Source organism: Rahnella sp. Larv3_ips (assembly GCF_003697865.1).
GTDB lineage: Bacteria > Pseudomonadota > Gammaproteobacteria > Enterobacterales > Enterobacteriaceae > Rahnella > Rahnella rivi.
Genome location: NZ_MJIB01000008.1, coordinates 71,663 through 97,831, shown reverse-complemented (window position 1 = coordinate 97,831; position 26,169 = coordinate 71,663). Strand labels below are relative to the sequence as shown.

General features: G+C 49.1%; 32 protein-coding genes. 25 read left to right on the top strand and 7 right to left on the bottom strand.

The genetic code is table 11. The features are described from left to right. Positions 1–183 precede the first annotated feature (183 nt). The 6 genes from malM to gdhA all read left to right on the top strand — a co-directional run bounded on the left by malM (position 184) and on the right by gdhA (position 5,288). Positions 184–1,080, top strand: coding sequence for a maltose operon protein MalM (gene malM / locus ED901_RS13725; protein WP_122096244.1), 897 nt, complete (start codon positions 184–186; stop codon positions 1,078–1,080). Positions 1,081–1,185: 105 nt separating this feature from the next. Further along, entirely contained in the window at positions 1,186–2,025 is an 840-nt protein-coding gene (locus ED901_RS13720) for an AraC family transcriptional regulator (protein WP_122096243.1), read from the top strand. 51 nt (positions 2,026–2,076) lie between these two features. Then, positions 2,077–2,514 (top strand): DUF2000 domain-containing protein, encoded by a 438-nt coding sequence (locus tag ED901_RS13715; RefSeq protein ID WP_056782378.1) that lies wholly within the window; start codon positions 2,077–2,079, stop codon positions 2,512–2,514. A 70-nt stretch (positions 2,515–2,584) separates the two neighbouring features. Further along, positions 2,585–3,283 carry a phosphatase PAP2 family protein gene (locus tag ED901_RS13710; RefSeq protein WP_122096242.1) on the top strand — a complete coding sequence of 233 codons (699 nt, stop codon included), beginning with the start codon at positions 2,585–2,587 and terminating at the stop codon, positions 3,281–3,283. Positions 3,284–3,346: 63 nt separating this feature from the next. Then, the gene (locus tag ED901_RS13705) at positions 3,347–3,832 is read left to right on the top strand and encodes a methylated-DNA--[protein]-cysteine S-methyltransferase (protein ID WP_122096241.1); all 486 of its coding nucleotides are present in this window, start codon (positions 3,347–3,349) and stop codon (positions 3,830–3,832) included. A 112-nt stretch (positions 3,833–3,944) separates the two neighbouring features. Further along, positions 3,945–5,288: an NADP-specific glutamate dehydrogenase gene (gene gdhA, locus ED901_RS13700; protein WP_056782375.1), complete on the top strand. Its 1,344-nt coding sequence runs from the start codon at positions 3,945–3,947 to the stop codon at positions 5,286–5,288. A 91-nt stretch (positions 5,289–5,379) separates the two neighbouring features. Here the strand turns inward: gdhA and ED901_RS13695 are convergent, their stop codons facing one another. Further along, complete coding sequence (locus ED901_RS13695) at positions 5,380–5,607, bottom strand: hypothetical protein (protein WP_122096240.1); 228 nt, start codon at positions 5,605–5,607, stop codon at positions 5,380–5,382. A gap of 425 nt (positions 5,608–6,032) precedes the next feature. Between ED901_RS13695 and ED901_RS13690 the strand changes: the two genes are divergently transcribed. Together ED901_RS13690 and ED901_RS13685 are read left to right on the top strand one after the other, a co-directional pair. Continuing rightward, positions 6,033–6,239 carry a hypothetical protein gene (locus ED901_RS13690; protein WP_122096239.1) on the top strand — a complete coding sequence of 69 codons (207 nt, stop codon included), beginning with the start codon at positions 6,033–6,035 and terminating at the stop codon, positions 6,237–6,239. A 616-nt stretch (positions 6,240–6,855) separates the two neighbouring features. After that, positions 6,856–7,437 carry a hypothetical protein gene (locus ED901_RS13685; RefSeq protein WP_122096238.1) on the top strand — a complete coding sequence of 194 codons (582 nt, stop codon included), beginning with the start codon at positions 6,856–6,858 and terminating at the stop codon, positions 7,435–7,437. Positions 7,438–7,866: 429 nt separating this feature from the next. On the opposite strand, the gene ED901_RS13680 is transcribed toward ED901_RS13685, so the two are convergent. From ED901_RS13680 to ED901_RS13670, 3 genes are all read right to left on the bottom strand, one after another. Then, positions 7,867–8,736 carry a hypothetical protein gene (locus ED901_RS13680; RefSeq protein ID WP_122096237.1) on the bottom strand — a complete coding sequence of 290 codons (870 nt, stop codon included), beginning with the start codon at positions 8,734–8,736 and terminating at the stop codon, positions 7,867–7,869. Positions 8,737–8,939: 203 nt separating this feature from the next. Beyond that, positions 8,940–9,938: a tyrosine-type recombinase/integrase gene (locus tag ED901_RS13675; protein ID WP_122096236.1), complete on the bottom strand. Its 999-nt coding sequence runs from the start codon at positions 9,936–9,938 to the stop codon at positions 8,940–8,942. Continuing rightward, entirely contained in the window at positions 9,938–10,528 is a 591-nt protein-coding gene (locus tag ED901_RS13670; protein ID WP_122096235.1) for a phage repressor protein CI, read from the bottom strand. Before ED901_RS13670 ends, ED901_RS13675 begins: the two co-directional genes overlap by 1 nt. Before the next feature lie 129 nt (positions 10,529–10,657). On the opposite strand from ED901_RS13670, the gene ED901_RS13665 reads away from it, so the two are divergent. From ED901_RS13665 to ED901_RS13635, 7 genes are all read left to right on the top strand, one after another. Further along, complete coding sequence (locus ED901_RS13665) at positions 10,658–10,921, top strand: hypothetical protein (RefSeq protein WP_041688946.1); 264 nt, start codon at positions 10,658–10,660, stop codon at positions 10,919–10,921. A 30-nt stretch (positions 10,922–10,951) separates the two neighbouring features. Continuing rightward, the gene (locus tag ED901_RS13660) at positions 10,952–11,458 is read left to right on the top strand and encodes a phage regulatory CII family protein (RefSeq protein ID WP_122096234.1); all 507 of its coding nucleotides are present in this window, start codon (positions 10,952–10,954) and stop codon (positions 11,456–11,458) included. 2 nt (positions 11,459–11,460) lie between these two features. Then, positions 11,461–11,631, top strand: a complete 171-nt coding sequence (locus ED901_RS13655) for a phage filamentation protein Fil family protein (protein ID WP_122096233.1) — start codon at positions 11,461–11,463, stop codon at positions 11,629–11,631. Positions 11,632–11,638: 7 nt separating this feature from the next. Beyond that, the gene (locus ED901_RS13650; RefSeq protein ID WP_120134823.1) at positions 11,639–11,941 is read left to right on the top strand and encodes a hypothetical protein; all 303 of its coding nucleotides are present in this window, start codon (positions 11,639–11,641) and stop codon (positions 11,939–11,941) included. Positions 11,942–12,008: 67 nt separating this feature from the next. Next, on the top strand, positions 12,009–12,287 hold the full coding sequence (locus ED901_RS25625) for a DUF2732 family protein (RefSeq protein WP_371414308.1): 279 nt from the start codon (positions 12,009–12,011) through the stop codon (positions 12,285–12,287). Further along, positions 12,287–12,511 carry a TraR/DksA family transcriptional regulator gene (locus tag ED901_RS13640; protein WP_122096232.1) on the top strand — a complete coding sequence of 75 codons (225 nt, stop codon included), beginning with the start codon at positions 12,287–12,289 and terminating at the stop codon, positions 12,509–12,511. Before ED901_RS25625 ends, ED901_RS13640 begins: the two co-directional genes overlap by 1 nt. Before the next feature lie 79 nt (positions 12,512–12,590). Then, positions 12,591–14,834 (top strand): replication endonuclease, encoded by a 2,244-nt coding sequence (locus tag ED901_RS13635; RefSeq protein WP_122096231.1) that lies wholly within the window; start codon positions 12,591–12,593, stop codon positions 14,832–14,834. An 88-nt stretch (positions 14,835–14,922) separates the two neighbouring features. Here the strand turns inward: ED901_RS13635 and ED901_RS13630 are convergent, their stop codons facing one another. Continuing rightward, on the bottom strand, positions 14,923–15,420 hold the full coding sequence (locus ED901_RS13630) for a hypothetical protein (RefSeq protein WP_122096230.1): 498 nt from the start codon (positions 15,418–15,420) through the stop codon (positions 14,923–14,925). Between the two features lie 210 nt (positions 15,421–15,630). On the opposite strand from ED901_RS13630, the gene ED901_RS13625 reads away from it, so the two are divergent. From ED901_RS13625 to ED901_RS13615, 3 genes are all read left to right on the top strand, one after another. Beyond that, positions 15,631–15,936 (top strand): hypothetical protein, encoded by a 306-nt coding sequence (locus ED901_RS13625; RefSeq protein ID WP_122096229.1) that lies wholly within the window; start codon positions 15,631–15,633, stop codon positions 15,934–15,936. Between the two features lie 155 nt (positions 15,937–16,091). Then, positions 16,092–17,369, top strand: a complete 1,278-nt coding sequence (locus ED901_RS13620; protein WP_162997872.1) for a dsDNA nuclease domain-containing protein — start codon at positions 16,092–16,094, stop codon at positions 17,367–17,369. Further along, on the top strand, positions 17,366–19,087 hold the full coding sequence (locus ED901_RS13615; RefSeq protein ID WP_122096227.1) for a hypothetical protein: 1,722 nt from the start codon (positions 17,366–17,368) through the stop codon (positions 19,085–19,087). Before ED901_RS13620 ends, ED901_RS13615 begins: the two co-directional genes overlap by 4 nt. Positions 19,088–19,148: 61 nt before the next feature. Here ED901_RS13615 and ED901_RS13610 read toward each other — a convergent pair whose 3' ends face one another. Together ED901_RS13610 and ED901_RS13605 are read right to left on the bottom strand one after the other, a co-directional pair. After that, entirely contained in the window at positions 19,149–20,174 is a 1,026-nt protein-coding gene (locus ED901_RS13610) for a phage portal protein (RefSeq protein ID WP_122096226.1), read from the bottom strand. Position 20,175: 1 nt separating this feature from the next. Then, complete coding sequence (locus ED901_RS13605) at positions 20,176–21,942, bottom strand: terminase ATPase subunit family protein (protein WP_122096311.1); 1,767 nt, start codon at positions 21,940–21,942, stop codon at positions 20,176–20,178. Positions 21,943–22,086: 144 nt separating this feature from the next. Between ED901_RS13605 and ED901_RS13600 the strand changes: the two genes are divergently transcribed. The 7 genes from ED901_RS13600 to ED901_RS13570 form a co-directional block, all read left to right on the top strand. After that, complete coding sequence (locus ED901_RS13600) at positions 22,087–22,938, top strand: GPO family capsid scaffolding protein (RefSeq protein WP_122096225.1); 852 nt, start codon at positions 22,087–22,089, stop codon at positions 22,936–22,938. 46 nt (positions 22,939–22,984) lie between these two features. Further along, positions 22,985–24,049: a phage major capsid protein, P2 family gene (locus tag ED901_RS13595; protein ID WP_122096224.1), complete on the top strand. Its 1,065-nt coding sequence runs from the start codon at positions 22,985–22,987 to the stop codon at positions 24,047–24,049. Positions 24,050–24,060: 11 nt separating this feature from the next. Further along, on the top strand, positions 24,061–24,717 hold the full coding sequence (gpM, locus tag ED901_RS13590; RefSeq protein WP_122096223.1) for a phage terminase small subunit: 657 nt from the start codon (positions 24,061–24,063) through the stop codon (positions 24,715–24,717). Between the two features lie 94 nt (positions 24,718–24,811). After that, positions 24,812–25,285, top strand: coding sequence for a head completion/stabilization protein (locus ED901_RS13585; RefSeq protein ID WP_122096222.1), 474 nt, complete (start codon positions 24,812–24,814; stop codon positions 25,283–25,285). Then, the gene (locus ED901_RS13580; RefSeq protein ID WP_122096221.1) at positions 25,285–25,488 is read left to right on the top strand and encodes a tail protein X; all 204 of its coding nucleotides are present in this window, start codon (positions 25,285–25,287) and stop codon (positions 25,486–25,488) included. The genes ED901_RS13585 and ED901_RS13580 overlap by 1 nt, the downstream gene beginning before the upstream one ends. 5 nt (positions 25,489–25,493) lie before the next feature. Beyond that, a complete protein-coding gene (locus tag ED901_RS13575) occupies positions 25,494–25,703 on the top strand; it encodes a phage holin (protein ID WP_013574808.1) in 210 nt (69 codons plus the stop codon). Continuing rightward, a partial coding sequence (locus tag ED901_RS13570) for a lysozyme (RefSeq protein ID WP_162997875.1) occupies positions 25,684–26,169 on the top strand: 486 nt, incomplete at its 3' end. The genes ED901_RS13575 and ED901_RS13570, both read left to right, overlap by 20 nt.

The following is a 26,169-nucleotide window of genomic DNA, read 5'->3' as shown; positions in this document are numbered from 1 at the left end:
CCCCGGTCACGTAGTGGTCTACGCTCCCGGGGACTTGGACGCTTGCCGCCTTCCGGCAACCCGAAAGAGTTTGGAAAAATGGCAATGTAAGCTTTAAAAAAAATCGCAGTAAAGAAGATGTGCTGGCTGGCGGATTATCGCTGATGACCGCCAGCCTTCATGGTGATTTCAAAGGAAACAATAATGAAAAAGAATCTGCTGTCACTGTGTCTGTCGCTGAGCCTGCTGGCTGCTGCCCCTGCGGTGGTGAATGCCGCACAAAATGATGCGAATACCGCTCCGGCGATTTCCAGCCAGACCTTACGCAACCTTTCATGGACGCCGCTGGTGCCGCCAGTGACGCAGGATGTGACGCTCGGGACGACCAGCGTACAGATTAATCAGGGGCAAATTCAGGGCGCCGTCGGGGCATTCGCATTGCCTGCCGACCGTGGCTCGCTTGAGATCACGCTGACCAGTATCGCGACCGGGAAAACCCTGTATGCGCCAAATGTTCTGGTGCTGGATGAGCAGATGCGTCCGGCGGCATTTTATCCTTCCAGCTATTTCCCGTATCAGAAACCGGGGATCGTCTCCAGCGACCGTCTGGAAGGCACGCTGAAACTGACGCCAGCCCTGGGTCAGAAACAAATTTATCTGCTGGTGTACACCACCCGTCAGGATCTGGCAGCGACCACGCAGATGGTCAACCCGGCCAAAGCCTTTGCCGCTGGCGTGGGTAACGCGGTACCGGATATCCCGGATCCGATTGCCCGTCATACACCGACCGGCACGCTGAGCCTGAAAGTCACCGCCGAGCAGAAAACCGGTAACGTGATGATTGGTCAGATCTTCCCGTCTTCCGCCCCTGCGGCGGCCGCGCCGGTGGTTGTCGGCAGCACACAAGCTCCGGCACCTGCGCCAGCCCCGGCCAAACCGTCTGAGCCAATGCTCAGCGATTCAGAAACCTACTTCAACGACGCGATCAGGAAAGCGGTGAAAGCAGGGGATGTCGATAAAGCCCTGAAACTGCTGGACGAAGCCGAACGCCTGGGTTCAAAAACCGCGCGTAAAACCTTTATTGAAAGCGTGAAGCACTGAGTTTTTCAGCGCCTCCCCCTGTGAAGGGAGAGGCGCAACATCTCTCCCTTTCTCTTTCCCCCACCTGTTTGTTACCCTGTTGTTAATTCAATCAGCGGGGGATTTATGGCGTCTGCAAACTGGATCGATTTATCGAAAGATAAAGACAGCGGGATCGAGACGATCCACGCCCATTTCGAAGGCCATGCGTACGATCCTCACTGGCATGACAGCTATTTAGTCGGCGTGACCCAATACGGATTGCAGCAGTTCAGCTGCCGTCGTCAGAAACATCAGAGCCTGCCGGGGAAAGTCTTTATGCTCGAGCCGGGCGAAATCCACGATGGCGATGCCGTGCAGCCCGGCGGTTTTACTTATCAGATGTTATATCTCGATCCGCAATGGCTGAGCCGCGAACTGGCAGCACGACGCGATTTCCTTTCATCTGCCGGTGATCCGAGTTTCGAAAATACCTTAGCGCAGGATCCGCAGCTGGCGCAGGCGATCTCGCAGGCGTTTCAGGCGCTGCACGGCAAGGAGCTGCGCATTGTGCGTCAGACCGCGCTCGACGGATTAATTAGCGCGCTGGGCGGGCATCTCACCTGGCAGCCGCCGCGTTTGCAGGGCGAAGCGCCGTGGTCACGCGTGGCGCATCAGGCGCGTGACTATCTGCATGCGCATCTGCATGAAGACATTGGCCTTGAGCAACTGGCGGCGGCGACCGGTGAAAGCCGTTTTGTGGTCAGTCGTGCGTTTAAAGCTGAATTCGGTTTACCGCCGCACGCCTATCTTATTCAGCTAAAACTGACCCGTGCGCGGGAAGGGCTGGCGCTCGGGCGCACGCCAGCAGCCGTCGCAGCCGATTTAGGGTTTGCCGATCAAAGTCATCTCGGGCGCTGGTTCCGCCGCGCCTATCAGCTCACGCCGGCACATTACCGGCGTCTGTGCACAAATCTTCCAGATTGAGAAAAAGTGACGGGTTAAGCTCAGATTTCAACTGAAACGGAGCCTGTCATAATGAATACGCCTGCCACCCTTTTACCTTCGCTGCCTGAACGCTGCGTGATTGTCATCAACCAGCAACTGGCCGCCGGACACGCCGCTAATGCCGCAGCAGTACTGGCGCTGACGCTCGGACAACGCCATCCGTCGCTGGTGGGCGCGCCGCTGATTGATGCCGATAACCGCGAGCATCCGGGGCTGATCCCGATCGGTATCAGCGTGTTAGTGGCCGATGCTGAACAGCTGACGCAACTGCATCAGCATCTGCTCAATGACGATGAAATGGATGGCATTATTTTCCCGGTCGAAGGGCAGCAAACCACCGACTACGCAGCCTTTCGTGAGGCGGTTTCAGCGGTACCGACTGAAAGCCTGCAACTGCTGGGGATCGCGCTGGCCGGAAATAAAAAAGGGGTCCGCAAGCTGACCGGCAAACTGGGATTACTGGGCTGACGCCTGTCATTTAACCGTCACATTCCTTCTCTACTCTCCTGATATTCACACTACTATCAGGAGTTTCACCGTGCGTAAGTCCCTCATTGCTCTGCTGCTTTTTACCCTCGGTTCCACCTTTGCCGTTCAGGCTGCTGACGAAGCCAAACCCTTTATCACTGCTCAGGAACTGGATCTGACCAAATATCTCCCTGCGCCACCGGCGGATGATTCTGCAAAGACCAAAGCGGAACTGAAAGAATTGCTGGAGATTCAGGCCACCCGCACGCCGGAGCAGGAAAAAGCGGCGATTGCCGATGCTGAAGAAAACGTCTGGCGTTTTGCCGATGTGATGGGGCCGGATTTTGACGCTGCGAAACTGCCGAAAACCGCCGCGCTGTTTGACCGGGTTATCGCGACCGAAGATGTGGTGGACGATCACGCCAAGAAAGCCTTCAACCGCCCGCGCCCGTACATGCTCGATGAACAAATCCATCCGCTGCTGAAAAAATCCAAATCCGGTTCATGGCCTTCCGGCCATTCGACGGTAGGGTATCTGATGGCGACAGTGCTGGGCGAAATGGTGCCGGAAAAACGCAACGCGCTGTTCACCCGTGCGGCCGGTTACGCGGAAAACCGTCTGGTGGCCGGTTTCCATTACCGTTCTGATACCGTCATGAGCCGCACCGGTGCTGCGTTGATCGCACAAAAAATGGAAGAGCAGCCGGATTTCAAAACGGAATTCGATGCGGCAAAAACAGAACTTCGCAGCCAGCTGGGCCTGAAATAATTTTCGTCAGTTCCTGCCTTTCCGGTAAAGTGTGGGGCGTAAAACTCGCAGAGGAAGGGACTGATGGAATACAGATTCAAGCGAATGGCGTCACCGGTCGGGTTGCTGACCCTGGCGGCGAAAGGCGACAAACTGACGGCTATTTTGTGGGAATGTGAAATCGACGGACGCGTGCCTCTGGGTGAGATGACCGAAGACCCGGCGTTTCCCATCCTGCTGAAAACCGAGCAACAGCTGAACGAATATTTCGCCGGGGAACGCACGCATTTTGAGCTGGAGCTCGATTTTACCGGCACCGCATTTCAGAAAGAAGTCTGGGCGGCGTTGCTGGAAATCCCGTTTGGCGAGACGCGCAGTTATAGCGATATTGCCCGGCGTATCGGCCGCCCTAAAGCGGTTCGCGCCGTCGGTGCCGCCAATGGCCGCAACCCCATTTCTATTGTGGCGCCTTGCCACCGTGTGATTGGCGCTTCCGGTAAGTTAACCGGCTTTGCAGGCGGGCTGGATAACAAGGCATTGTTATTAAAACTGGAAGGTCGTAAATCGTAAGGTTTTTATCGGGAAATAAATTGCTTGAAGTCCGCTTGTCAGTCGATGCATAGTCAAAAAATAAGCAGTAAATAAAAAAGACAACATCACTTACAGACGGAGTTCTACATTAATGGATCAGATTCAATCCCTCGAACAGTTCTTATCCTCAGTCCAGCAACGCGACCCGCATCAGGTCGAATTCTCCCAGGCCGTACGCGAAGTCATGACTACGCTGTGGCCTTTCCTCGAACAACATCCGCAATACCGCCGTTCGGCTTTACTGGAGCGTCTGGTGGAGCCGGAGCGTGTCATTCAGTTTCGCATTGCGTGGGTGGATGACAAAAATCAGGTGCAGGTGAACCGTGGCTGGCGCGTGCAGTTCAGCTCGGCCATCGGCCCGTACAAAGGCGGGATGCGTTTCCACCCGTCGGTTAATTTATCGATTCTCAAATTCCTCGGCTTTGAACAGACTTTCAAAAATGCGCTGACCACGTTGCCGATGGGCGGCGGGAAGGGCGGCAGTGACTTCAACCCGAAAGGCAAAAGCGAAGGTGAGATCATGCGTTTCTGTCAGGCGCTGATGCTGGAGCTGTATCGTCATCTCGGGCCGGATACCGATGTGCCTGCGGGCGATATCGGCGTCGGCGGGCGTGAGGTCGGGTATATGGCGGGGATGATGAAAAAGCTCTCCAACAATACGGCCAGCGTGTTCACCGGCAAAGGCTTGTCGTTCGGTGGCAGTCTGATCCGCCCGGAAGCCACCGGTTACGGCCTGATTTATTTCACTGAATCGATGCTTAAACGTCACGGGCTGGATTTTGAAGGCATGCGCGTAGCGGTATCAGGTTCCGGTAACGTCGCGCAATATGCGATTGAAAAAGCCATGTCACTGGGCGCGCGGGTGATCACTGCATCCGATTCCAACGGTACCGTGGTTGATGAAGCCGGTTTCACCCCTGAAAAACTGGCGCTGCTGACGGAAATCAAAGCCAGCCGCGATGGCCGCGTAGCCGATTACGCACAAAAACTCGGGCTGACGTATCTTGAAGGCCAGCAACCGTGGAATGTGCCGGTGGATATCGCGCTGCCATGTGCCACGCAAAATGAACTGGATGCCGCAGCGGCGCGCGTGCTGATTGCCAATGGCGTGAAAGCGGTAGCCGAAGGCGCGAACATGCCGACCACCATTGAAGCGACCGACTTGTTCACCGACGCAGGCGTGTTGTTCGCGCCGGGCAAAGCGGCGAACGCCGGCGGCGTGGCGACGTCCGGGCTGGAGATGGCACAGAACGCCGCGCGTCTGAGCTGGAAAGCCGAAGAAGTGGATGCGCGTTTACGTCACATCATGCTGGATATTCATCAGTCGTGCGTCGAGTACGGCGGCGAAGGCCGGCAGACGCAGTATGTGCGTGGCGCAAATATCGCAGGCTTCGTCAAAGTGGCGGACGCGATGCTGGCGCAGGGCGTGCTGTAAGCGGATCTTTGTGGAAATTACAGTTTGATGTTTTGATGAAAGCTAGGTGCATAGCACCTAGCTTTATTACTCACATGGATATTTTATTAAATTATCTAAGTTTCTTAGCGAAATTTTTCTTAACGGTAGTACTGATGTAACTGTTCAAACCTTGCCCAGATTTTGCTAGAGCTTTCATTCTCTCAACAATAGCACTACCAGGGTTGTTATTATCATAAAGATATAAGGAATGATCTTTAAACTCTACGGTAATTGAAGTTGCCGTGATCTCAAATGCAAGTATTCCAGAATCCCCGCCTTTATTAGCATACCTTTCCATCAAACATCCTGTGTTAGTTGTTAAATTGAAGCTTAGACTATTATCCTTAACCCATATTTATAATGTGATGGAGAGCATGCTTTGAAAAATAGTGACTTAGTGACTTAGCGAAGAAACTAATATCTTGGGGTGATTAACTCTCTAAAAGGTTATGCTATAAATTAGTTAAGTTTCATAATAATTAAATATGAACAATGCATTATTAATTCATAATCAAGTGTGTGGTAATAAAAACATGTAACGGAGTAGGATAGCTTGATGTTTTTTATAAAAATATATTTTATAAATTTTGGGCGTTTTTTATTACCGCCAGAAAAATTATAACTAATTGAGCATTGAGCATTGAGCATTGAGCATTGAGCATTGAGCATTGAGCATTGAGCATTGAGCATTGAGCTGTGTGCAAAAAAGGATCAAAGCAAGACATGACGGAAATTGCACTACACCGCACCCGCCTGCGCTTTTTGCGTCGGTATTTTTTTTCAGTTTTGAAATTCTACAAACCACACCGCCAGCCTGCGCCGTATCTGGGGTTCTGCCGTCATTACCAAACTGAAAAGATTGAAAAGAATTTCAGTAAATTTAAGTTTTCTGAATCTCCAAAGGATCGAAGAAAAATCAAAGGAGATTGAAAATAAAGGGTTTATCTGCTTTCTGTTACATTGCTGGATCCTTAGGAAGATCAAATCAGTTAGCCGTAGAAATACAGGGAGGCCAGACGGGTCGCGCCCTGTAAGAGACATACTGACATTTTGTAAAACTGAAATCTGTGAAATTGATATACTGTAATTATATACAGAATGGTTATTTCTCAGACGACAGAGGAAAAGCGTCAAAAGGGGGATTTTATGCGGTCGATGAAATTTGCAGTGCGGTGATTTATTTCATGGCGAAGGGCGAAAAACTGACCTGAGAACATGTTTTCGGTCAGCAGGGTAATCCGGTGTATGCGATCTGGCCGGTGGGGCAGCAAGTGGGTTGTTGCTTATCACTTTCGTAAAAGGTGGGTGTCTCTTGCATTTAATACGCTATGTACTGTATCCGCGGCATACAGTAGCGCAATTGGAAATTACTACAGTAATTTTTAAACATGGAGTTAATTCTTAATTTATTGTTTTTTATGGTTTTACAACTAATTTAAAGTTACCTACGTTTTTTTGAAGATCTAAGTAAGGTTAATTTTTTGTAGTAATATAATTGATAGCTGTTCCACAAAAGAAAAATCAATCATTTATGGGATGTACATTTATGAATATTCTTACTCAATATGGAAAAGAAATTTTTGCGATCGCAGTACCAATTTTAACTTTCATGCTTAATAAATACTTCAAAAGCAATGCAAAAATTGCTTTTGGACAGTTACACAATTTCACTTACCTTATAAATGAACCACTTAGAGACCCTGAGGGGGAAATACTTAGGCATAAGCAAACAGTACATACACACTCCTATGTATTTATGAATCAGGGGAGGGAAAGCGCCTCAAGTGTTGAGATTATTTTTAATTACAAACCAATGTATTTAAACATTTGGCCATCAAGGCACTATGAATTGAAGGAGGATGAAGAAGATCGGCACATTATGATTTTTGATTATCTTGCCCCTAAAGAATCAATCCGCTGCGAAGTTCTATCTATAAACAATGACCTACCAGAGATTCTGTCGGTGAGGTGTAAGGAGGGAATAGCAGAGAAAATTAGATTCTTCCCGCAGAGGGTGTTTAACCCCATTTTTATTAATTTCCTGCGTATTCAAATTTTTCTAGGAATGGCAACTTTCTCATACTTAGTTGTCATCATCCTCCAGTGGTTAGTTGTTAAAACGGGTTGATGCTTCAATTTGCATGTTTTTGATGCTGAGAATTTCCGCATAAAATGAAAATCGCATCAGAAATTCACTAGTTCAGCGTACATTTTGATAAGCCTGGAGAGGGGGCATTTTGAGCTGGGGGGACGAAAAGGGGACAGTAGCAGCGAGAAACAAAAAAGCCACTTCGCGAGAAGTGGCTTAATTATTTGATTCTAAAGCTAAAATTTGGTGGCCCTTGCTGGACTTGAACCAGCGACCAAGCGATTATGAGTATTAACATTCAAGTAGGAAAATCAATAATTTGTCATTTAAAACAATGACATGTCTTGCCGTTTTTTGCCATGAATTGCCCAGTTTCTCCATCTGGATCGCCACTTTATCGCCATTGTTATCTGTTTTTATGCTCAAGTCTCTCTACATAGCTAACACCTAGTATCATAATTCATATAACTATTCGTCAATTTCCTCTGAAATCGTTTGTACCACCTCACCACATTCACTACATACAATGTGCAGTTGGCTATCTTCTTCAGATTCGTAAATTTCTGTGCGTAATCCGTGGCAGGTAGGACATTTTATTTCGCTATCAAATCCTATAAATTTAAGGAATAAATTTTGAATTAATGAAACGGCTGTGCAAGTAAGTAAAAGACAAATTTTAGCATCAGGCATATTTTTATTGGAAGAGTGCACTGTTTCTGCTGACAAATCCCACGCTGATTCAATAGTTGAGCGACAGTATTTTCTTAGGCTTGAATTTCGTTTTCCTGCTGCATATAAGCCAATTATAATTCGACAAATATTTTTAAAATCAGCTGCTTTTATATTTTCTTTTTTTAAAATTTCTTCATGAATTTTGTAAAGGTGAGTGGCGAGTTCAACCATACTTTCTCGACATGAAAGCCCGATGCTTTGAATATCCTCTGGAGCATTGATGTCATTCAGAGCAGTAGCGGAGGCATGCAATCGCCTACTAATAGAACGAAGCATATCTATATCTAACGGCAATTCATCAATGACATGTTTAAAATCATTATGGTGTCTAGCCTGTAGTCTCTGGGTTATACCTAAATGAAAAGAGTAGGCTTCATCAGCTGAGAAGAAAAACTCATTTTGAGTGTATAAGTTTAAGGGGACATTTTCTCCCTCAGCTACCCACCAGTTTCCATCGTTTTTTGTTCTAACGTTCCATATGTTAACTTCGAAACCTAAATCATCAAATGTTTGTTCTACCTGCATATTTTTTATATTTTCTAAATTCTGAGAATTTAAATATTCAGTTATTCTTTTTTCAGCATCAATTCTATATTCAGGTGTCATTAGTAATTCATCCTAATAAGGTATTAAATATCAGGGCCGATATTAACATAAAGACATAAGGAACTAACCAAAGCTTGAAGTCATAGCCTGACAATAAATTGGCGGTTTATATGCTAAAAACTTCAAAGCTTTTTTCTTCAACTCCTTATTATAACTACTTCATGCTCTGGGCCGGTTCCCAACGCTAACAGAGTCTTGTCGGATTAGGTACTCGTCAAAGGGTTAAGCCTCAATGCCTCTTCAAGATGTTCAGGTGCGAAATGAGAGTATCGCATAGTCATCTTGATATCGGTATGTCCTAGTACACGCTGCAAGACTAAGATGTTTCCCCCATTCATCATAAAATGAGACGCGAAAGTATGCCGCAGCACGTGTGTTAGTTGGCCTGCAGGTAATTCAATATCAGTGCGTTCAAGGGCAGAGCGGAACGCACCATAGCAATTTTTAAAAAGTCGGCCTTTTTTTACTTCAGGTAAAGAATTATGCAGATCTTCACTGATTGGGATAGTTCTATTTTTTCGGCCTTTAGTCTTCGTATAAGTGACCTTGTACTTTGTGATCTGGCTCTTATTAAGTTCTTCGGCCTCTGACCAGCGTGCGCCGGTTGATAGGCATAATTTAACGATGCAAACGAGGTCATTATTATTTTCTCTGCCGCATTCATCCAATAACTGCCCGATCTGCTCTTTGGTGAGAAAAGCCATCTCGCTTTCTTCTGTGCGGAAGGGGCGTACGTTCTTAATCGGGTTATCGCCTTTCCATTCTCCCAGGCGACCAAGCTCATTAAATACAGCCCTAAAATATGCTAGCTCAAGGTTAATAGTTCGAGGTGCTACTTTCTTCACTCGATTGGAGCGTGCGTAATCGCCCGAAAGACGTTTTTCACGGTAACGGGAAAACATCTGTGCATCGAATTCCCTTGCGAGAGGCTGTCCCATACATTCATAGGCGTGGGTCATGGCATCCTGACGCCGTTCGCCATCTTTTAAAGTGATGCCGTGAGCTGAATACCAGGCTTTAATCAATTCCAGCAAGGTGCGGTTATCTTCTTTTTCTTCCTGCCAGGGTTTAGTGATTGTGTGTTGCTCGAACGCAATTGCTTCGCCCTTAGTGGCGAATTTCTTGCGTATGCGTTTACCTTTTGCACCGTTCGGATAAAGCTCGCACAGCCACCATCCATCGGCCTGTTTTCTGACCGCCATCAGTTAACCTCTGTATAAATTCCTACAACTCTGCCGAGCGGGGTGATCTCGTCAATGCGGCATTCAAACGGAATCTTGCCACCGGTAACGTGTAGTTTTCGTGAAGGCAAAAGAGCCAGTTCCCGAATGCTTACTGAGCCGTCCACGTCGATTAACCAAGTACCGTCAGACAGGGGCGTCTTTTGTTCAATAAAATACGTCCTGCCATCTGCAGTGATCACTTGAGCCTGGAGTGGAGGTTTACTAAAGAAGTGATAGTCAATACTCATTTCTCCTTCTTCAATTAACTGCCCGTCACTAAGAGTGAATTTTTTAAGCACTAATTGTGAGTTTTTAATTTCACTTTCAGTGAGTTTCTCAGCGAACTTTTGACCTTCACCAGTTAACAACCATTTGAGGTTTGCCCCTGTTTCCATGGAACAAACGGCAACGAAATCGTAAGAGAGAGTCCCACGGGTGTAGCGATTGGAAAGGGAACTCGAGGAAATACCAAAGTGCTGCGCTAGTTGGATTTTTTGGTGAAAACCGTAAGCATCACATACACGATCTAATATAGACAATGGCTCAAAAGTGTAGTCACGAATCTTCATTTGTAAGTTTCCATGTTGACTGATACTCGTTTGTTGAGTATCTTCACTCATTAGTGAATTGTCTTAGGTGGCGTAAGTTGGCAAACGTTGACCATCGAAGACATTTATTTAACTAAAGAGGAATAATGCATTATGACCACACTCATTACAATCAAGATCCCCCGCGCAACTGTCCATCCTGAGGAATTCGCCGCCCTCGAAGGTGTATCCGTACGCACCGTTTATCGCCAGACAACCGGCGAAAACCCTCGCATTCCAATCGAGCCTCGCACTATCAAGAAAGGCAACAAACGTGCCGGTGGTCCAATCAGAATTCTTTACGCTCGTTATAAAGAAATGGAAGCCAAAAAGAATCTTGGTCATTCACGCTTTCAAATCATAATTGGTGCTTAATTCACATTAAGTGAATTTTGAGAGGTAAACATGTTTGATTTTCAGGTTTCCAACCAGCCGCATTTTGATAACGCATGCCGCGCTTTTGCTGCGCGTCACAATCTGTCAAAACTGGCTCGCACTATTGGAATGAAAGAACAAACCCTGCGTAACAAGCTGAATCCTGATCAGGTGCATCAGCTTACTGTCATTGAGATTGCTGTAATTACTGACGCCACTGAAGACGCAACCCTGATTGATGGCTTGCTGGCACAGATGAAATGTATGCCTGCGGTTCCAGTAAATGAGTTGGCCGAGGGGAATATTGCTACCTACACGCTTCACGCCACGGCGGCGTTGGGATCGGTTGCTGCAAGTGCAGCATCGCCGGAACGGCAGACTCGTCAGGTTAAAAACGCAATTATCGAAAGTGTAAACGCAGGGATCCGTCACCTGTCGCTGATCGGTTTGGCGATTCAGGGGCGGGTCGAAGGTTCACCGGTGCTGGCCTCTGCCGTTGGTGCTGTCGCCAGCGTTGCTACCAATGGGATGGTGTGATTATGCCGATCTCAATTGCACCACTTCTGAAACAGCAAAGCCCTTCACGGCATTTCGGCCATGGTTGCATTGAACTGCCAGGCGGAAAGCGTTGGAGTCCTTCACTGTCAAAAGCCACTGCCCTGCAGGCCGTGAGAAATTCAAAGCCGCTTTTAAAGCGCCTGTTTAGTTGAGGTGATTATGTTTTTAGGGAACGAAGAACATATCCAGATCGGTAAAAAGCATCTGACAAAAATTAAAGAGATGTTGGAACACAAAAAGAATGTAGCGCAGGAAACATTTGATAGTCAGCCGCTGCATATGCGTAAAACGATCTGCTTTCATGCTGGCCTGAAAAATCGCCACGTAGAAATGAAGTTTGCAGAATTAACGCCGACTGAGCGACATCAAGTGGTTGCGGCGCTGAATTCCTTACTTGGTTTAACTGAGTCACTTCCGAAATTTATCAGTGAAGATGACTGCAAGATAAATATCAGACACTAACCCGAACTGAAATTAATTGGCGTAAACCCGCCGGGCATTCTTTTGCCCAAAAACAGGAGTTTTACATATGAAAACAATGATTAATAAATCCCGCCTCGGCTTTGCTGGCTTGCCTGTTGTCGGTTTTGATATGGGATCGGCAGAAGGGGACTACACCGGCGAGCTGACCTTAATGCTCAATGCTGCACGTAAAGATGAGCGCGGCAATCGTGCCCAGGTGTTTGCCTCACGTCTGGAGGCTATCGCCTGTTTCATCATCCAGAAAGAAATGACCGGAACCGAAGCTGCTGAGGCTTTACGTCAGGAAGCTACCCGTATTCAAAACGAATCGGGAGACCTGCACTGATGGCTGATGTGATCGACACCGCCCAGGAACGCGCTGACCTCATTCTTTCAGCCCAAATCCAGGCCGCCCGCGCAACTGTTGCAGGTGTTTCCGCAATGTTCTGCATCGAGTGCGATCGTCCGATACCGGAGGAACGCCGCGCTGCTCTGCCTGGCGTTGAGCTTTGCGTGTACTGCAAAGAGCTGGCTGAACTCAATGCCAAACACTACCGAGGCAACCCATGATCATGTTTGCGGTAGTGTTGCTCGTACTGGCCGCGATCAATGCGGGCTATCTGGTCATTGATCTCAAAGACGGCATGTAATGCAGACCAGCCGCTTCACTCCTCAGATTAAAACGCCCGAAGTCTGGGCGTTTCCCTGGAACAAACCACGCCAGGCCGTTTCTGGCCTGGAAAGACCGCTTACCCGTGATGAATACGATCAGGGGCAAGCTGTTTTAACCAAAGTAAAAACCCTCTCAACCGATCTCCGCGAAATATTTACAGGCCGCTATACATATCTGCTGAAAGAGCAGGGCATTCACGCCGCCAATAAATATCTGGTTTATACCCTTGGTCGCAGCATCCTTCCCCGCGTCGAAGCGGTTAATGCCGCTCATGCAATGAATGTTAAAGCCTCCATGAAATTCATGTCTGAGGCCGACACCTATCACAGCCTGCCGAGCATGAGCGATAAACCGTTGCGCCGGTTCGCTCAGGACATCGCCGGACATCTGAAAGGGATTTATGAAGAACGTTGCGATCAGCTGCTTGCTCAGTACAACGGGGATAATTCGATTCTTTTTGAGAGTGATACCCAGTGCGAGTTGTACAGCGAAATCGCCGGTATGGCACAGGTTTTCAATGTCACGCCGATGTACTGGACAAGATTTTGCAAAGGCAAGCTGGATGCAGTTTCCGCTATCGCAGCCATGTCGCGCCTGGTTAATCCCGACTGGTGGTTACGCCAGTTTAAAGGTCAGCGCACCCGCTGGCGTGAATCGTTGCTGATCGCCATCGGCAAGGTTAACCGCGATGCTTCCCCCTATGCCAGTAAGCAGGCCATCCGTGAAGTACGTGCGCGACGCCTGTCGAATCTCGACTACCTGAAAAGCTGCGACCTGGAAAACATTGAAACCGGCGAGCGTTTCAGTCTGATCGACAAAGTGATGGCGAGTATTTCTAACCCTGAAATCCGCCGCATGGAGCTAATGAGTACGATTGCCGGCACTGAAAAATATGCTGCTGCAAATGGCGACGTCGGGATGTTCCTCACTATCACCACTCCGTCCAAATATCACCCGACCCGCATGGTAGGCAAGGGCGATAAAAAACGCGTTCAGCGAAATCACGCCTGGGACAAAGAAGCCTATACCCCAAAAGATGCGCAGCGTTATCTGTGCGGGATCTGGAGCAAAATGCGCACTGCGTTCAAGGATAGTGGCCTGTCTGTTTACGGGATGCGCGTTGTCGAACCTCACCACGACGCGACGCCGCACTGGCACATGATGCTATTCACCAAGCCCTCCATGCGTCAGCGGGTAATCGATATCATGCGCAAATACGCCATGAAAGAAGACGGTGACGAACGCGGCGCAGCTAAAAACCGCTTTGACTGTAAACACCTGAACCGTGGCGGCGCGGCGGGCTATATCGCCAAATACATCGCAAAGAACATCGACGGTTACGCACTGGAAGGCGAGCGCGACCACGAAACCGGCGAGCTGCTGACAGATTCCGCTGCCGCTGTCACCGCCTGGGCTGCTACCTGGCGTATCCCCCAGTTTCATCCTATCGGCCTGCCTACCATGGGTTCATACCGAGAGTGCCGCCGCATCCGTTCTATCAGCCTGACTGAAACCTTTGACGAAGAAGTGGAAGCCGTTCGCGCTGCTGCTGATGCCGGTGATTTTATGGCGTACATGTCAGCCCAGGGCGGCGCTAATGTCCCACGCGACGATCAGACTGTGCGTGTCGCCCGCCGCGTGGCTGATGAGCTGAACGCATACGATGAGGAAGTGAAAAAGGTTGTCGGTATTTTCGCGCCTCACCTCGGCGACTCCCGTGTTTATGAAACCCGAACAACACAATGGCGGATCGTTTCTTCTGCCGTTGACGTTGAGGTTTTGACCTTAAAAAGCGCCTCCGGCGCGCCTCGGAGTCCTGTCAATAACTGTGGGTTAGGTGGAAAGAAAGCCGTCGAAAATGGGTGTGATAGCAAGGCTGGGAGCGCCGCTACAGGGTTCATTTCTACCAACCAGCCGGTAATTGACTGGACAGATACAGCCGCCGTGAGGGCGATTGTGGCACGTATACGCGAGGAAACACCGAGGGTTAGTAAGGCGCAGTGTAGTTTCGACCCGACAAAAGGCCGTGATGTTGCCCCGTCGGCAAGATTGACGGCAGAGGAACGGGCGCGCTTGCCGGAAATCGAACGCGAATTAATGAAACACAATATCACGGCGGAACGCTGGGAACTGGAAGCGTTAAGCCGTGGGGCGAAAATTAGCTTTGGTGATCTGGTTATGAACTTTGAACTCCTAACCGATTGGGCTGAATTTTATTGACATCCATGCTCCATAATAAGTGCTCGGGGGAAATAAAAGCACCTCTCAATTTTTGCATAGAAGTACTAAGCCTAAATGCATTCTATGATTAGAGATCCTGAGTATCTCCTTGTACACGCTGATTAGGGAGATAACGAATTGAAACTTGAGCAACAATGCCAGTAATAACCATTTTACTCAGTTCAATAGTCGTAACTGCTGTTTTCCATGTGACAGTTTCACCATCAAATTGAGGCTGACCATATTTTTGTGTCAGGAGTTTACGAAGATTCTGGAATTGGTCCTCAATAATACCGGCGTTTTTTTGTTCCAGCGAAGACACATTTGTTTGAATCAAGTGATCGTTGTCATCAAACAAAAAAACTACTTTGTAATCAGAAGCACCAATATTTACAGGATTAATGCTGACTTTTCCCCAGGAGCCTTTGTATTTTTCAGGTTTGATGAGACGTGCTCTTTCACCTTGGGCTGCTACGACTTGGCTAGGTGTCATACCCCATGTTGTTTTGCCATAACCAGATTCCGATTGAGCAATTGCGAGTACTGGAAGACAAAGCAACATGGCACCTAAAAAATGCTTTTTCATTGATTATTCCTTTTTAAAGCCTCTCATGAGAGGTATAGCCTAAAGGGCGAGTATAAATTGATTGTCATCTCCATTTTGCATCCTAGTTTGGGTTTGCAGCAAATTTTAGTCTGGGATGCCGTTTGTTACCGTTAGCCATGATTACACTGGAAATTTTGATCTGATAGACATATACTACTGGATGAATGAACAGTATTTATTGAGGGTGGAATGGATTTTTTACATACGGCAGTGTTGTTGGAACGTATATCTTTGATTGCAAAACTTTCCACTCGGGTTGACTGCGATGCCGAGGAGCGCGAAATAGTAGCTGCATGGATTTCAGAAATGGCATTGGCTGCGAATGAGGAACTGGTTAAAGTCATTTTTACGTCAACGCCCCAGGAAAGATCCACTGAATTCCAAGTTAAAGGTTCTGAGAGAACGCCGCATGCACTATATGCATGGTTTTGCATGATCCCTAAAGGATCAAAAAACTTCTGTTCACCCATTGGGCTGGGCTTTACGGCGTTCTGAGACATGCATTAAAAACAGCAAGCCAAGTCAGAAGCGGGTAGGCGGGTAACATTGCGCGCAAGGGGCGAATGCACATTGAGATATGTACAAGTAGGTAAATTCTCAAAAATGCTTTATATTTTTGAAATTACGTATCCTCTCAGGGATGAATGTCAATGCATAAGCAAGATGACACTGATGTGTTTGAGATTTTTAAGGACTATGAAGATGCTGACCAAGGCGGTCAACATGGGATTTTGGGGTTTAGTTACCAAGTTTGGTGGGCTGTTCAGGAAGCGTTGGTTCGACATGCCACTGAGGACGATTATGCGGTGGTACTTGAATGGCTTCAAGATGTGGCAATTTTGGATTCATCCGTCAATCCAAGTAAAGTTCATTTTATTCAACTAAAGAAAAATGAATCAACACTTAATTGGACGCTTGCATCCTTAATTAAGGCTGAGGGGGAAGATGATAATACTATTGCTACTACAACTGTGCCAATCCTTTTGCCACAGCAGTCAGAGAATACACAGAAAATTAATAAAAAGGTTAAAGTAAAAAAAACGAAAATCCCAAAAAAGTCAATTTTATCGAAATTATATCATCATAGGGATCGTTTCAAATCGTGTAGTGATATTAAGTTAAGCTTTATATCTAATGCCCCATTTACCTATAAAAATGACGATAATGGAACTTCGAAGTCTAAGGATGAGGTTGTGCTGTCATCTCTATCCATAATACAAAAGGGAGAAATAGAAAATGCTATAAGAAAACAATTGGAGCTTAGTGATGAATCAGTCATTAATCTTGATGATTTTCTTTTGTGTAAATCAGTTTTACCCGTCCATGAAACACATGTTTTTGTAACCGGGGTTTTAGCTAGTATGATCGAAGAGAACAAATTCAAGTATGAAATTGTCTCGCCACTGAAAACAGTTCTAATTATTGCGCAATATGTTTTTAACAAGGCTGGTAAAATTAGATTTGCAAAAGATTTTAATGGGTTGCTAGAAAGGGCAATTACGAGAGCTAATGTTAATGAATATATAATGATGGCTAATGGTTCAAGTACAAATACAAAAAAAGATATTGAATCTGTTGTCGCTAGGCTTAATAGTGAAGTTGCTCCTTTTTACATGATAGAAGACATGCGTACCGAGTTAAATAAGGTTTGTATAGAAGTGACCAACAGAAATAGCCCCATTTGGGGGTTAATTAAAAATGTTAAATCCGTTTATGACGTTAATATGTTATCTTTTAGAAAGTTGAGAACATTAACAGAAGTGTTTGAAGAGTGGCTTTCAAAGTTAAAAGAACTTTCTAACTTTGAATCCGGTATATACAGTGAAGGATGTGTTTATTGCCTAATGGCTATGGTGATTAAAAATGCTGATCCAATCAGACAGTTACAACATATTAAAATTAGTTCGGAACCGGAGGAAGCGAAATGAGATCAGTAGTCGTATACGAAGAAATCTTATTGCTCTCAGAAAGAGACGGCAAAGCCAGGAAGATAACATTTAGCCCCGGTAAAAATATAGTCTATGGTGTGAATGAAACAGGGAAGTCTAGAGTAATAAAAAATTTATTATGGTGTCTTGGTGCTGATGCTTCCTTGCGGGATGCTGGCGGGTTCGACCCAAATATTGTCTGTGCTTTATCGCTTAGTATTAATGAGAAAAAATATATTATTGTTCGGCAGAATAAAAAAATTGGTATCTTCCAGCAAGATAACCATGATTTAGTTTATTGGTGTTCAACAGGTAAAGAGTGGGCGGAGTTATTCTCAAGTTATTTTAATTTTCCGATAAAGCTTCAAAGGAATGACGACGGAGAATTTGATTTTGCAGGACCCGAATATGCTTTGTTACCTTTTTATATAGATCAGGATAATAGCTGGGGAAATAGATGGTCAACATTTATGCATTTGGGCCAATTCCAAAATTGGCATTCTACTGTTTTTAACTATTTCACTGGCATTAAAAGTGCTCATTTTCTTTCTTTAAAGTTGTTATTTGATGAGCAAAAAATTCAGGCAAATGAATTTAGGCGGCAAATAAAGTCAAATAAAAACTTTCATGAAAAGGTGCTTTCATTACTGCCAGTTAAAAATTTAACATTGAGTACTGACGCATTCAAAGCGGAAATTATCACATTAGCTGCGTCAACTGAAAAACTTATTATAGATCAAGAAAAGCTTAGGGATAGCATCATAGATATTGCTAGTCAGCGGCAAAGATTGAATGCTGAACTACGACTTGCAAAAAGAGCTGAAGTTGAAACTTATGGTGATATTGAGTATTTATCTAAGTTTGTTGATAATCAAGAGTTAGAGTGTCCAACGTGTGGAACTATCCACATGGTAACATTTCACTCGCGCTTGGATTTATCAGAAGAGGCAGATCAATTACATCATTTTATTGTTCAAACTAAAAATGAGATTGATGCCCTTACGATTAAAGAGAAAGCTCTTAAAGAAAAATATAGCGTCATTTCTGAAGAAATTATATCCGTAAGAAATTCGATTCAAGTTGAGCACAATGGGGTATCTTTAGATAGCATCATAAATGCTCGCAGTGGAGATGTTTTACATGAGGCAATGGCACTTACAACAAAAGTTATTGAAGATGAGATTGACATTGCTAATATAAAGGCTACGAAATATCAATCTCAAATGGATTCTATTTCCGATCTAAATCTTGAGAAAGAAATTAGACGTTATTGTAGAGAACAATATAGAGCATATAGTTTGAATCTTTTAATAGATCGTTCCGAATTAGGGGACGTAACGGCTATTGGCTCAAGACCCTCGACTACAGGTAGTTCTGGTCCTAGGGGTATATTAGCACTTCATTGCAGTTTGTTAGCTACATCATTTAAATACACACAAAGCACTTTCTTTCCTTTTGTTGTTGATACACCACAGCAGTCAGGCCAAGATGAGTCAAATTTGAAACGAATGCTCGATATCTCGTTAGGCATGTCTAAATATACAGGACAAGTCATTGTTGCAACTGAAACAATACCAAATGAATGGAATCCTGAAAGTGTGAAAGTCATCCACTTAACCGAAAAAAGAAGCCTTCTTTCAAGTGAGGAATATAACCCAATAATAAAATTCATCAGGCCATTGTTGCAGGATATTAATTCTCGACTTGAAAACTCCTAGTTAAAGTTGGGGGGCTGCCCCCCGATTTAACTAATATGAGTAAGACTCAGACCATAATGGGTTAAAATTCATAGGGTTTAAATTCAATTATAATTTCCTTTAGCCAAAGATTTAACTCCTTCATTCGTTCCTGCAAGGGCGTCAGCTCATTCCTGACAAATACCTGTGCAGCCTTCTCTACATCCCCAAAACCGCCGCTGTTCTCAGGAATGATCCCCATCATCTGCGGTGGCACACGGTGCGCGCACAGCAAATCATTCTGGCTGGCTTTCTTAATATTAAAAAAATCGTCTTTCGTTGCGACTTCACTTAGCGGCAGAATCTTTATCCCGTCCGGCTTGCCGTTAGGGGCGTACATAAACAGGTTGCGGAAGTTGCCCAGCCCTTTGGTGTCCCGCATCGCCTTACGCATTTGTTCGATGTCCGAGCTGCTTTGTGCCGCGTCGGTCATGTACAGGATATATCCGGCGTGCGCCCCGTTCTGGTAATACTTGCGGCGGAACAGCGTCGCGGCCTCATTCAGCCAGGCAGAGTTCAGGGCGCTGAGATATTCAGGGAGGCCGTATAGCTCCTGATTAATATCCGGCTCAATCAGATGAAAGACACTACCCGCCGCAAACTGATGCGAATCCTTCCACTGTTGCACAAACCAGTATGTATCATGCTCCACGCCGCGCCGTGCATATTTGGCAGGCACGGTTTTCATCACTACGGCGTCACCAAGCTGATTGCGGATCACTTCCAAAAAGGCATTCCCGAATACCAGGTAATCCAGGGCAAACCGACTGAATTCCTGCTGTGATAACAGCGGGTGCGGGACATAGGTCGAGACGAGAATGTTGCGCTTAACGTACAGCGATGAACTGTGATGCACCGCTGCCCGCAGCGTGCGGGCCAGTCCGTCAAAGCTGACCGGCGGCTCATACCACTGGCCGTTACCCGTGCATTCGATGTAGTCCAGAATTTCGCGGCGGTCTAAAACCGGCGTCGGGTCGCCAAAGCTGAACGCCTCCGCACCGCCGTTATGCTGGGCGTTTGTTGCGGTGACGGTGTTTTGTGCCGCCTTGCGGAATTTGCGCTTACTCATATTAATAAAACTCCAGAATGTTAGGGCTTTGGCCGCCGTTGGCGGCGGTCAGGGGTTCGTTAAGCAGTGCGTGCATGATTGCCCAGGCGACATCCGCGTGGCTGGCCTCCTCGCTGCGGCTGGCCTCGTAGGTGGAACGGCTGCCGCTGGCGGTCATGGTTTTGCGAATAGCCATGAATGACGACGTGATGTCTTTGTGGTTGGTGTCGTATTCCAGGCGGCCTGACGTGATGGTGTCCTTCGCTTTCAGCACCATTTTCGTTTTGGTTTCCGGGCTGTAGCGGATCTCCATCGCGGCGGGAAAGAACTGCCGTACCAATTGGAACACGCCCTGACCGATGCCGGTGGCGTCCACGCCGATGTATTCCACGCAGTACCGCTTTGTTAACTCCTCAATGCTTTTCGCCTGGGCGGCAAAGTCCATGCCTTTCCACTGGTGGCGTTCCAACACGCGGAATTTGCCCCCGTCCACCAGCGGCGGAGCCACGACGGCGCAGCCCGCGCTGTCGCCGGTGTGTGACGGGTCGTAACCAATCCAGACGGCGCGATAACCAAACGGACGCACGGCGAACGGGCTGAAATCTGACCATTCCTCGGCGCTTTCCACCATGCAGCGCTGTAGCTCGGCGAACGGGAACACCGACGCCTGATCGTCCACAAATTCGCACATGAACAGGTTGCGGAAATCCTCGGCACTGTTTTCCCGTTTCAGCGTGTCAATATTGAACAGGTTGCAGCCACCGGCTAACGCGTCCTCAATGGTGACGATTTGTCGCCATTGCCCATCTTCACAAAGCCGACCTTTTGCCAGGACGTGATGGCCGATATCCAGCTCAATCCTGTCGCGAGGATTTTCCCGCCCCTTATTGAACAGCTCACCCGACCAGAACGGATAAGCGCCGTGCGTCAGCGCTGACGGCGTGGAGAAATAGGTGGTGCGCAGATGTTCCTGCGAGGCCATGCCGCTGGCGACCTTGCGCAGCTTCTGGAAGTTCGGGATCCAAAAGATTTCATCCACGTATAAATCGCCGTTGTGGCTTTGGGCGGTGTTGGAGTTGGTGCCTAAGAAAATCAGCTTTGCGCCGTTGTTGCCGAGCACTATCGGATCGCCGGTCAGTTCGACATCGACCAGGCGCGCAAACTGGATGATGTATTCACGAAAGACGTAAGCCTGGGTTTTACTGGCCGACAGGAAAATTTGGTTGTGGCCGGTGGCGAGTGCGCGCAGCAGCGCTTCGCGGGCAAAGAAGAATGTGGCGCCAATCTGACGAGATTTCAGGATGTCGCGGATACGGTGTTTAAGCCCTGCGTCGTACCAGATTCGCTGATAAGGGAAACACTTTTCAAAGAAAATCCCTTCCAGCTTCTCCAGGGCTTCGTCGCTGAAATAGTTTTTGGTTGGCTTCTTACGATCGCCTTTGTTGCGGTTAGCAACGTTCGGATTTAAATCGGCCTCGTTCCCGCTCTGGCTGTAGCGGTTTACCCGTGCCAGGCGCTCAATCATCCGGCCTAACGCATCAATCTCTTTGTAATCCGCATTCCCTTTCACGTCTTTCGTGACGAGCTGAATTAAACGCGCCTCCAGGCTGGACTCCACGCGGGTAATCGGCGCGGCGTTCTCCCACGCGTCGCGGGTTTTCCAGCTCTGCACCGTCGGTATTTTTTGGGTCAGCAGTTCCGCAATCTGACGCACAGAAAACCCCTGCCAGTAAAGCAGTGCCGCCTGTCGCCGTGGGTCGCTGATGATGGTTGAGTTTGTCGTTTTCATGACTGCAACGTTACCGGCTGGCCTGCGGCTTTTCGCGCTGCCCACGTTGTGCCATCGAGCATCAACCCGCCTCGGCTGGCGGTGTCGGGCGTGTGTCTGGAAACTCGGGGTTCTCAGAAGTACACACCGACTGGAGTCCGACAAATGGCAAAAGCAACAAAGCGCTTTCGTATCTGTACCGAAGGCGCAACCACCGACGGCCGCGAAATTACCCGCGACTGGATCGAACAGATGGCCGCGACCTATGACCCGAAGGTCTACGGCGCACGTATCAACATGGAGCACATCAAAGGTTATTACCCTGATAGCCCGTTCCGCATGTACGGCGATGTGACCGGCGTTTATGCCGAAGAAATTGCCGACGGCGCGCTCAAAGGCAAGCTGGCACTGTATGCCGACATCGACCCGACGGCTGATTTAGTGTCGCTGGTGAAAGCCCGCCAGAAGGTTTACACCTCCATCGAAGTGAACCCCTCGTTTTCCGACACCGGCAAAGCGTATCTGATTGGCCTGGCCGTGACCGACAGCCCCGCGAGCCTCGGCACCGAGTACCTGCAATTCAGCGCGAAGGCGCAGCAGAACCCGCTGGCGAGCCGCAAACAGGATGCTGGAAACCTGTTCACCGTCGCCGAAGAAACGGCGTTCGAGTTTGAAGAAGATAAACCGGCTGCCCCGTCGCTGTTCTCCCGCGTGAAGCAGCTGCTGTCCAGTAAGTCCGCCTCGGATGATGCCCGCTTCAAAGACGTCCACGACGCCGTGGAAGTGGTGGTGGAACACGTCGAAACCGGCCTGCAAGCCAGGGATGAAAAGCTGTCCGTGCTGGAAAAAACCCTGACGCAACGCCTCAGCGCACTGGAAAAAGACACCGCCGCCGATCGCGAACAGTTCAGCGCGCTGAAAGGCAAGCTGGAGAAATCCGCACCGCAGAACTACACGCAGCGCCCCGTTTCAAGCGGCGGCGGTAAAGGGAATGCGGCGGATATCACCGACTGCTAAGCACAAAAAAACCGATTAACCCGTTAACCATTTTGGAAAAAAACGCATGAAACAAACCACCCGTTTTCAATTTAACGCCTACCTGTCCCGCATCGCCGAGCTAAACTCCGTGGACACCGGCGACCTGGATAAAAAATTCAGCGTTGAGCCGTCGGTCACGCAGACGCTGATGACCCGCGTGCAGGAGTCCTCCGCGTTCCTCCAGATGATTAACATCATCCCCGTGGACGAAATGAAGGGTGAAAAGGTGGGCGTCGGCGTGTCCGGCTCCATTGCCAGCACGGCGGACACCACCGGCGACGGTGAGCGCAAAACCGCTGACTTCAACACCCTGACCGCCGAGGGCTACGAGTGCCGTCAGACGAACTACGATTTCCATTTCCGCTACGCCACGCTTGATCTCTGGGCGCGCTATCAGGATTTCCAGGCGCGTTTACGTGACGCCATCGTGAAACGTCAGGCACTGGATCGCATCACCATCGGCTTCAACGGCGTTGAGCGTGCGGCCACCTCAAACCGCACGAAATACCCGCTGTTGCAGGACGTGAACGTGGGCTGGCTGCAAAAGTACCGTCTCAATGCGCCTGAGCGCGTGATGAGCAAGATTGTCGGCGACGACGATGCGGTGATCTCCACCACTGTGCGCGTCGGCGCAGGCGGTGACTATGAAAATCTGGATGCGCTGGTGATGGACGCGACCAACAACATGGTTGATCCGATTTATCAGGACGACACCGGCCTGGTGGTTATCTGCGGGCGTCAGCTGCTGGCGGATAAATACTTCCCGCTGGTGAACAAGGCGCAGGAGAACTCCGAAAGCCTGGCGGCGGACATGATTATCAGCCAGAAGCGCATCGGTAACTTACCGGCGGTGCGCGTGCCGGGATTCCCCGCTAACGCGTTCCTGATCACCCGTCTGGATAACCTGTCCATCTACTGGCAGGACGGCACACACCGCCGTCATATCGAAGAGGTGCCAAAGCGTGACCGCATCGAAAACTATGAATCCATCAATGAAGATTTCGTGGTGGAAGACTATCGCGGCGGCTGCCTGGTCGAAAACATCCAGCTCGGCACCTTCAAAGCTGCCGCACCTGAATCAGCGGAATAAAGGGGGACATCATGATCAGCCCTTGCCGTCGTCACATGCTGCGGCAGTCAGCTATCAACGCAGCGCAGCAGGCCTCCGGCCTGTTGCGTCACGCCACCGGCTACGAACTGCAAATGCAGCGACTCAATGCGGATAAGCAGGAACTGAGCAAGCATCAGTCCTTCCAGGCCAAAGCGGAAGTCAAACGCCGCCTGCTGCCGGAATACGCCCCGTGGGTGTCGGGCGTGCTGGCCGAAGGGAACGGCGCGCAGGACGCCATCCTGATGACCGTCATGATCTGGCGTATCGATGCCGGTGATATTGCCGGGGCGCTGAACATTGCCCGCTACGCCTTTAAGCACCGGCTCGCCATGCCGTTCGGCAACCGCACCGCGGGCTGCGCCTTCACCGAGGAAGTGATCGACCAGGCTACGCGCGCCCGCGACGCCGGTGAACCGGTCAGCATTGAGCTGATGCTGGAGGTGCTGGAGCTGACCGACGCCGAGGATATGCCCGATAAAGTCCGTGCCCAGCTGCACAAGATTATCGGCTATCTCTACCGCGACGGCGGCAAGGACGCGTTAGCCCTGGAACGCCTGAAAAACGCCTTAATTCTTGATAACAAATCAGGTGTTAAGAAAGACATTGAGCGTCTGGAATCCGCCATCAGAAAGGCATCCGGCAGCTAAAAGAATGCGCCCCGCGCAGGGCGGCACGCCAGCCGAGACAGGTCTTTGCCCTTGTTCAACGCTGGCGTCCACCGCCCCCCATTCAGAGGTCAACATGTCGTCTCTTGTTATACCTGCACCAAAGCCGGACGCCGCGACGGAACCCGCTATTAAGAACACCCATTTTTGGCCTGATGTCGATCCGGTTGAGCTGCGCGACACGCTGCGACTGGAGGGCACCGTCACCGCTAAGCGTCTGCGTGCCGCCGCGAAGTTTGCCATGACCGAAGTAAACGCCGAGCTGTACAGCTTTCGCGAAGCGCAAAAGTCCCAGGGATTTAAGGCGCTGGAAGACGTCCCCGCCGACCAGATTGACGATGAAAGCGTGAAGGTCGGTGCCTATCAACGCGCCGTGGCGTCCATTGCCGCCGCGTATCTGGCTGAACGTTACCCGAACAGCGATACCACCGACGCGGGCAGCAAAAAGGCCGCGATCGTCGAAAGCACCGTTGATGATTTATGGCGTGATGGTCGAAATGCGATCAGCGACGTCGCCGGTGTGTCTCACTGCATCATCGGGCTGCTCTGATGAAAGTCATTGCCGAACAGGGCGACACCGTAGATTCGCTCTGCTGGCGTTACTACGGGCGCACCGAGTCGGTGGTTGAGCAGGTTTACGCGGCTAACGTTGGGTTAGCCGCTCGCGGGGCAATTTTGCCCCATGGCTACGCGGTGGAACTGCCGGATATTACTCAGGCCGCAGTCAGTGAAACCGTCTCACTTTGGGACTGATGACCATGGAGCGCATCACCTCGTTTATTTGTTATTGCATCGCCGTGTTTCTGGCCTGGCTGGGGGGCATGTCTTATCAGGATATCGCCTTTTTGGTGGGTGCCGCCGTCGGCGTCGCGACCTTCCTGGTGAACTGGTACTACCGGCGCAAAACCTATCGCCTCCTGAAAGCCATGGGCATCAGTGGAGAAATCAATGCAGCCATCAATCGTTAGACGCTGCGCCGTCGCCGCTGTCCTGGCGATTGCCGCGCTGCTGCCACAAACGCCGACGTTGAAAACGTCCGCCGCCGGTCTGGCACTTATCGCTGACTTTGAAGGCTGCCGCCTGTCGGCGTACCAGTGCAGCGCGGGCGTCTGGACAAACGGCATCGGGCACACGGCGGGCGTGAAACCGCAAACGCACATCAGCGAACGACAGGCCGCCGTTAACCTGGTGGAAGACGTGATGCGGGTGGAGAAAGGCATTGCGCGCTGTATGCCGATCGACATGCCGCAGCCGGTGTACGACGCCGTGGCGTCCTTTGCGTTCAACGTCGGCGTGACGGCGGCGTGTAAATCCACCCTGGCGTTTTTCATCAACAAGGGCGAATGGCGAAAAGCCTGCGAACAGTTGCCGCGCTGGGTGTTTGTGAACGGTGTCCGCGTCACCGGCCTGGAGCGCCGCCGCGCGAATGAGCTG

Coding starts and splice junctions, on each gene's coding strand:
- malM (WP_122096244.1), top strand. CDS start 184: ATGAAAAAGAATCTGCTGTCACTGTGTCTGTCGCTGAGCCTGCTGGCT.
- ED901_RS13720 (WP_122096243.1), top strand. CDS start 1,186: ATGGCGTCTGCAAACTGGATCGATTTATCGAAAGATAAAGACAGCGGG.
- ED901_RS13715 (WP_056782378.1), top strand. CDS start 2,077: ATGAATACGCCTGCCACCCTTTTACCTTCGCTGCCTGAACGCTGCGTG.
- ED901_RS13705 (WP_122096241.1), top strand. CDS start 3,347: ATGGAATACAGATTCAAGCGAATGGCGTCACCGGTCGGGTTGCTGACC.
- gdhA (WP_056782375.1), top strand. CDS start 3,945: ATGGATCAGATTCAATCCCTCGAACAGTTCTTATCCTCAGTCCAGCAA.
- ED901_RS13695 (WP_122096240.1), bottom strand. CDS start 5,607: ATGGAAAGGTATGCTAATAAAGGCGGGGATTCTGGAATACTTGCATTT.
- ED901_RS13690 (WP_122096239.1), top strand. CDS start 6,033: ATGACGGAAATTGCACTACACCGCACCCGCCTGCGCTTTTTGCGTCGG.
- ED901_RS13685 (WP_122096238.1), top strand. CDS start 6,856: ATGAATATTCTTACTCAATATGGAAAAGAAATTTTTGCGATCGCAGTA.
- ED901_RS13680 (WP_122096237.1), bottom strand. CDS start 8,736: ATGACACCTGAATATAGAATTGATGCTGAAAAAAGAATAACTGAATAT.
- ED901_RS13675 (WP_122096236.1), bottom strand. CDS start 9,938: ATGGCGGTCAGAAAACAGGCCGATGGATGGTGGCTGTGCGAGCTTTAT.
- ED901_RS13670 (WP_122096235.1), bottom strand. CDS start 10,528: ATGAAGATTCGTGACTACACTTTTGAGCCATTGTCTATATTAGATCGT.
- ED901_RS13660 (WP_122096234.1), top strand. CDS start 10,952: ATGTTTGATTTTCAGGTTTCCAACCAGCCGCATTTTGATAACGCATGC.
- ED901_RS13655 (WP_122096233.1), top strand. CDS start 11,461: ATGCCGATCTCAATTGCACCACTTCTGAAACAGCAAAGCCCTTCACGG.
- ED901_RS13650 (WP_120134823.1), top strand. CDS start 11,639: ATGTTTTTAGGGAACGAAGAACATATCCAGATCGGTAAAAAGCATCTG.
- ED901_RS25625 (WP_371414308.1), top strand. CDS start 12,009: ATGAAAACAATGATTAATAAATCCCGCCTCGGCTTTGCTGGCTTGCCT.
- ED901_RS13640 (WP_122096232.1), top strand. CDS start 12,287: ATGGCTGATGTGATCGACACCGCCCAGGAACGCGCTGACCTCATTCTT.
- ED901_RS13635 (WP_122096231.1), top strand. CDS start 12,591: ATGCAGACCAGCCGCTTCACTCCTCAGATTAAAACGCCCGAAGTCTGG.
- ED901_RS13630 (WP_122096230.1), bottom strand. CDS start 15,420: ATGAAAAAGCATTTTTTAGGTGCCATGTTGCTTTGTCTTCCAGTACTC.
- ED901_RS13625 (WP_122096229.1), top strand. CDS start 15,631: ATGGATTTTTTACATACGGCAGTGTTGTTGGAACGTATATCTTTGATT.
- ED901_RS13620 (WP_162997872.1), top strand. CDS start 16,092: ATGCATAAGCAAGATGACACTGATGTGTTTGAGATTTTTAAGGACTAT.
- ED901_RS13615 (WP_122096227.1), top strand. CDS start 17,366: ATGAGATCAGTAGTCGTATACGAAGAAATCTTATTGCTCTCAGAAAGA.
- ED901_RS13610 (WP_122096226.1), bottom strand. CDS start 20,174: ATGAGTAAGCGCAAATTCCGCAAGGCGGCACAAAACACCGTCACCGCA.
- ED901_RS13605 (WP_122096311.1), bottom strand. CDS start 21,942: ATGAAAACGACAAACTCAACCATCATCAGCGACCCACGGCGACAGGCG.
- ED901_RS13600 (WP_122096225.1), top strand. CDS start 22,087: ATGGCAAAAGCAACAAAGCGCTTTCGTATCTGTACCGAAGGCGCAACC.
- ED901_RS13595 (WP_122096224.1), top strand. CDS start 22,985: ATGAAACAAACCACCCGTTTTCAATTTAACGCCTACCTGTCCCGCATC.
- gpM (WP_122096223.1), top strand. CDS start 24,061: ATGATCAGCCCTTGCCGTCGTCACATGCTGCGGCAGTCAGCTATCAAC.
- ED901_RS13585 (WP_122096222.1), top strand. CDS start 24,812: ATGTCGTCTCTTGTTATACCTGCACCAAAGCCGGACGCCGCGACGGAA.
- ED901_RS13580 (WP_122096221.1), top strand. CDS start 25,285: ATGAAAGTCATTGCCGAACAGGGCGACACCGTAGATTCGCTCTGCTGG.
- ED901_RS13575 (WP_013574808.1), top strand. CDS start 25,494: ATGGAGCGCATCACCTCGTTTATTTGTTATTGCATCGCCGTGTTTCTG.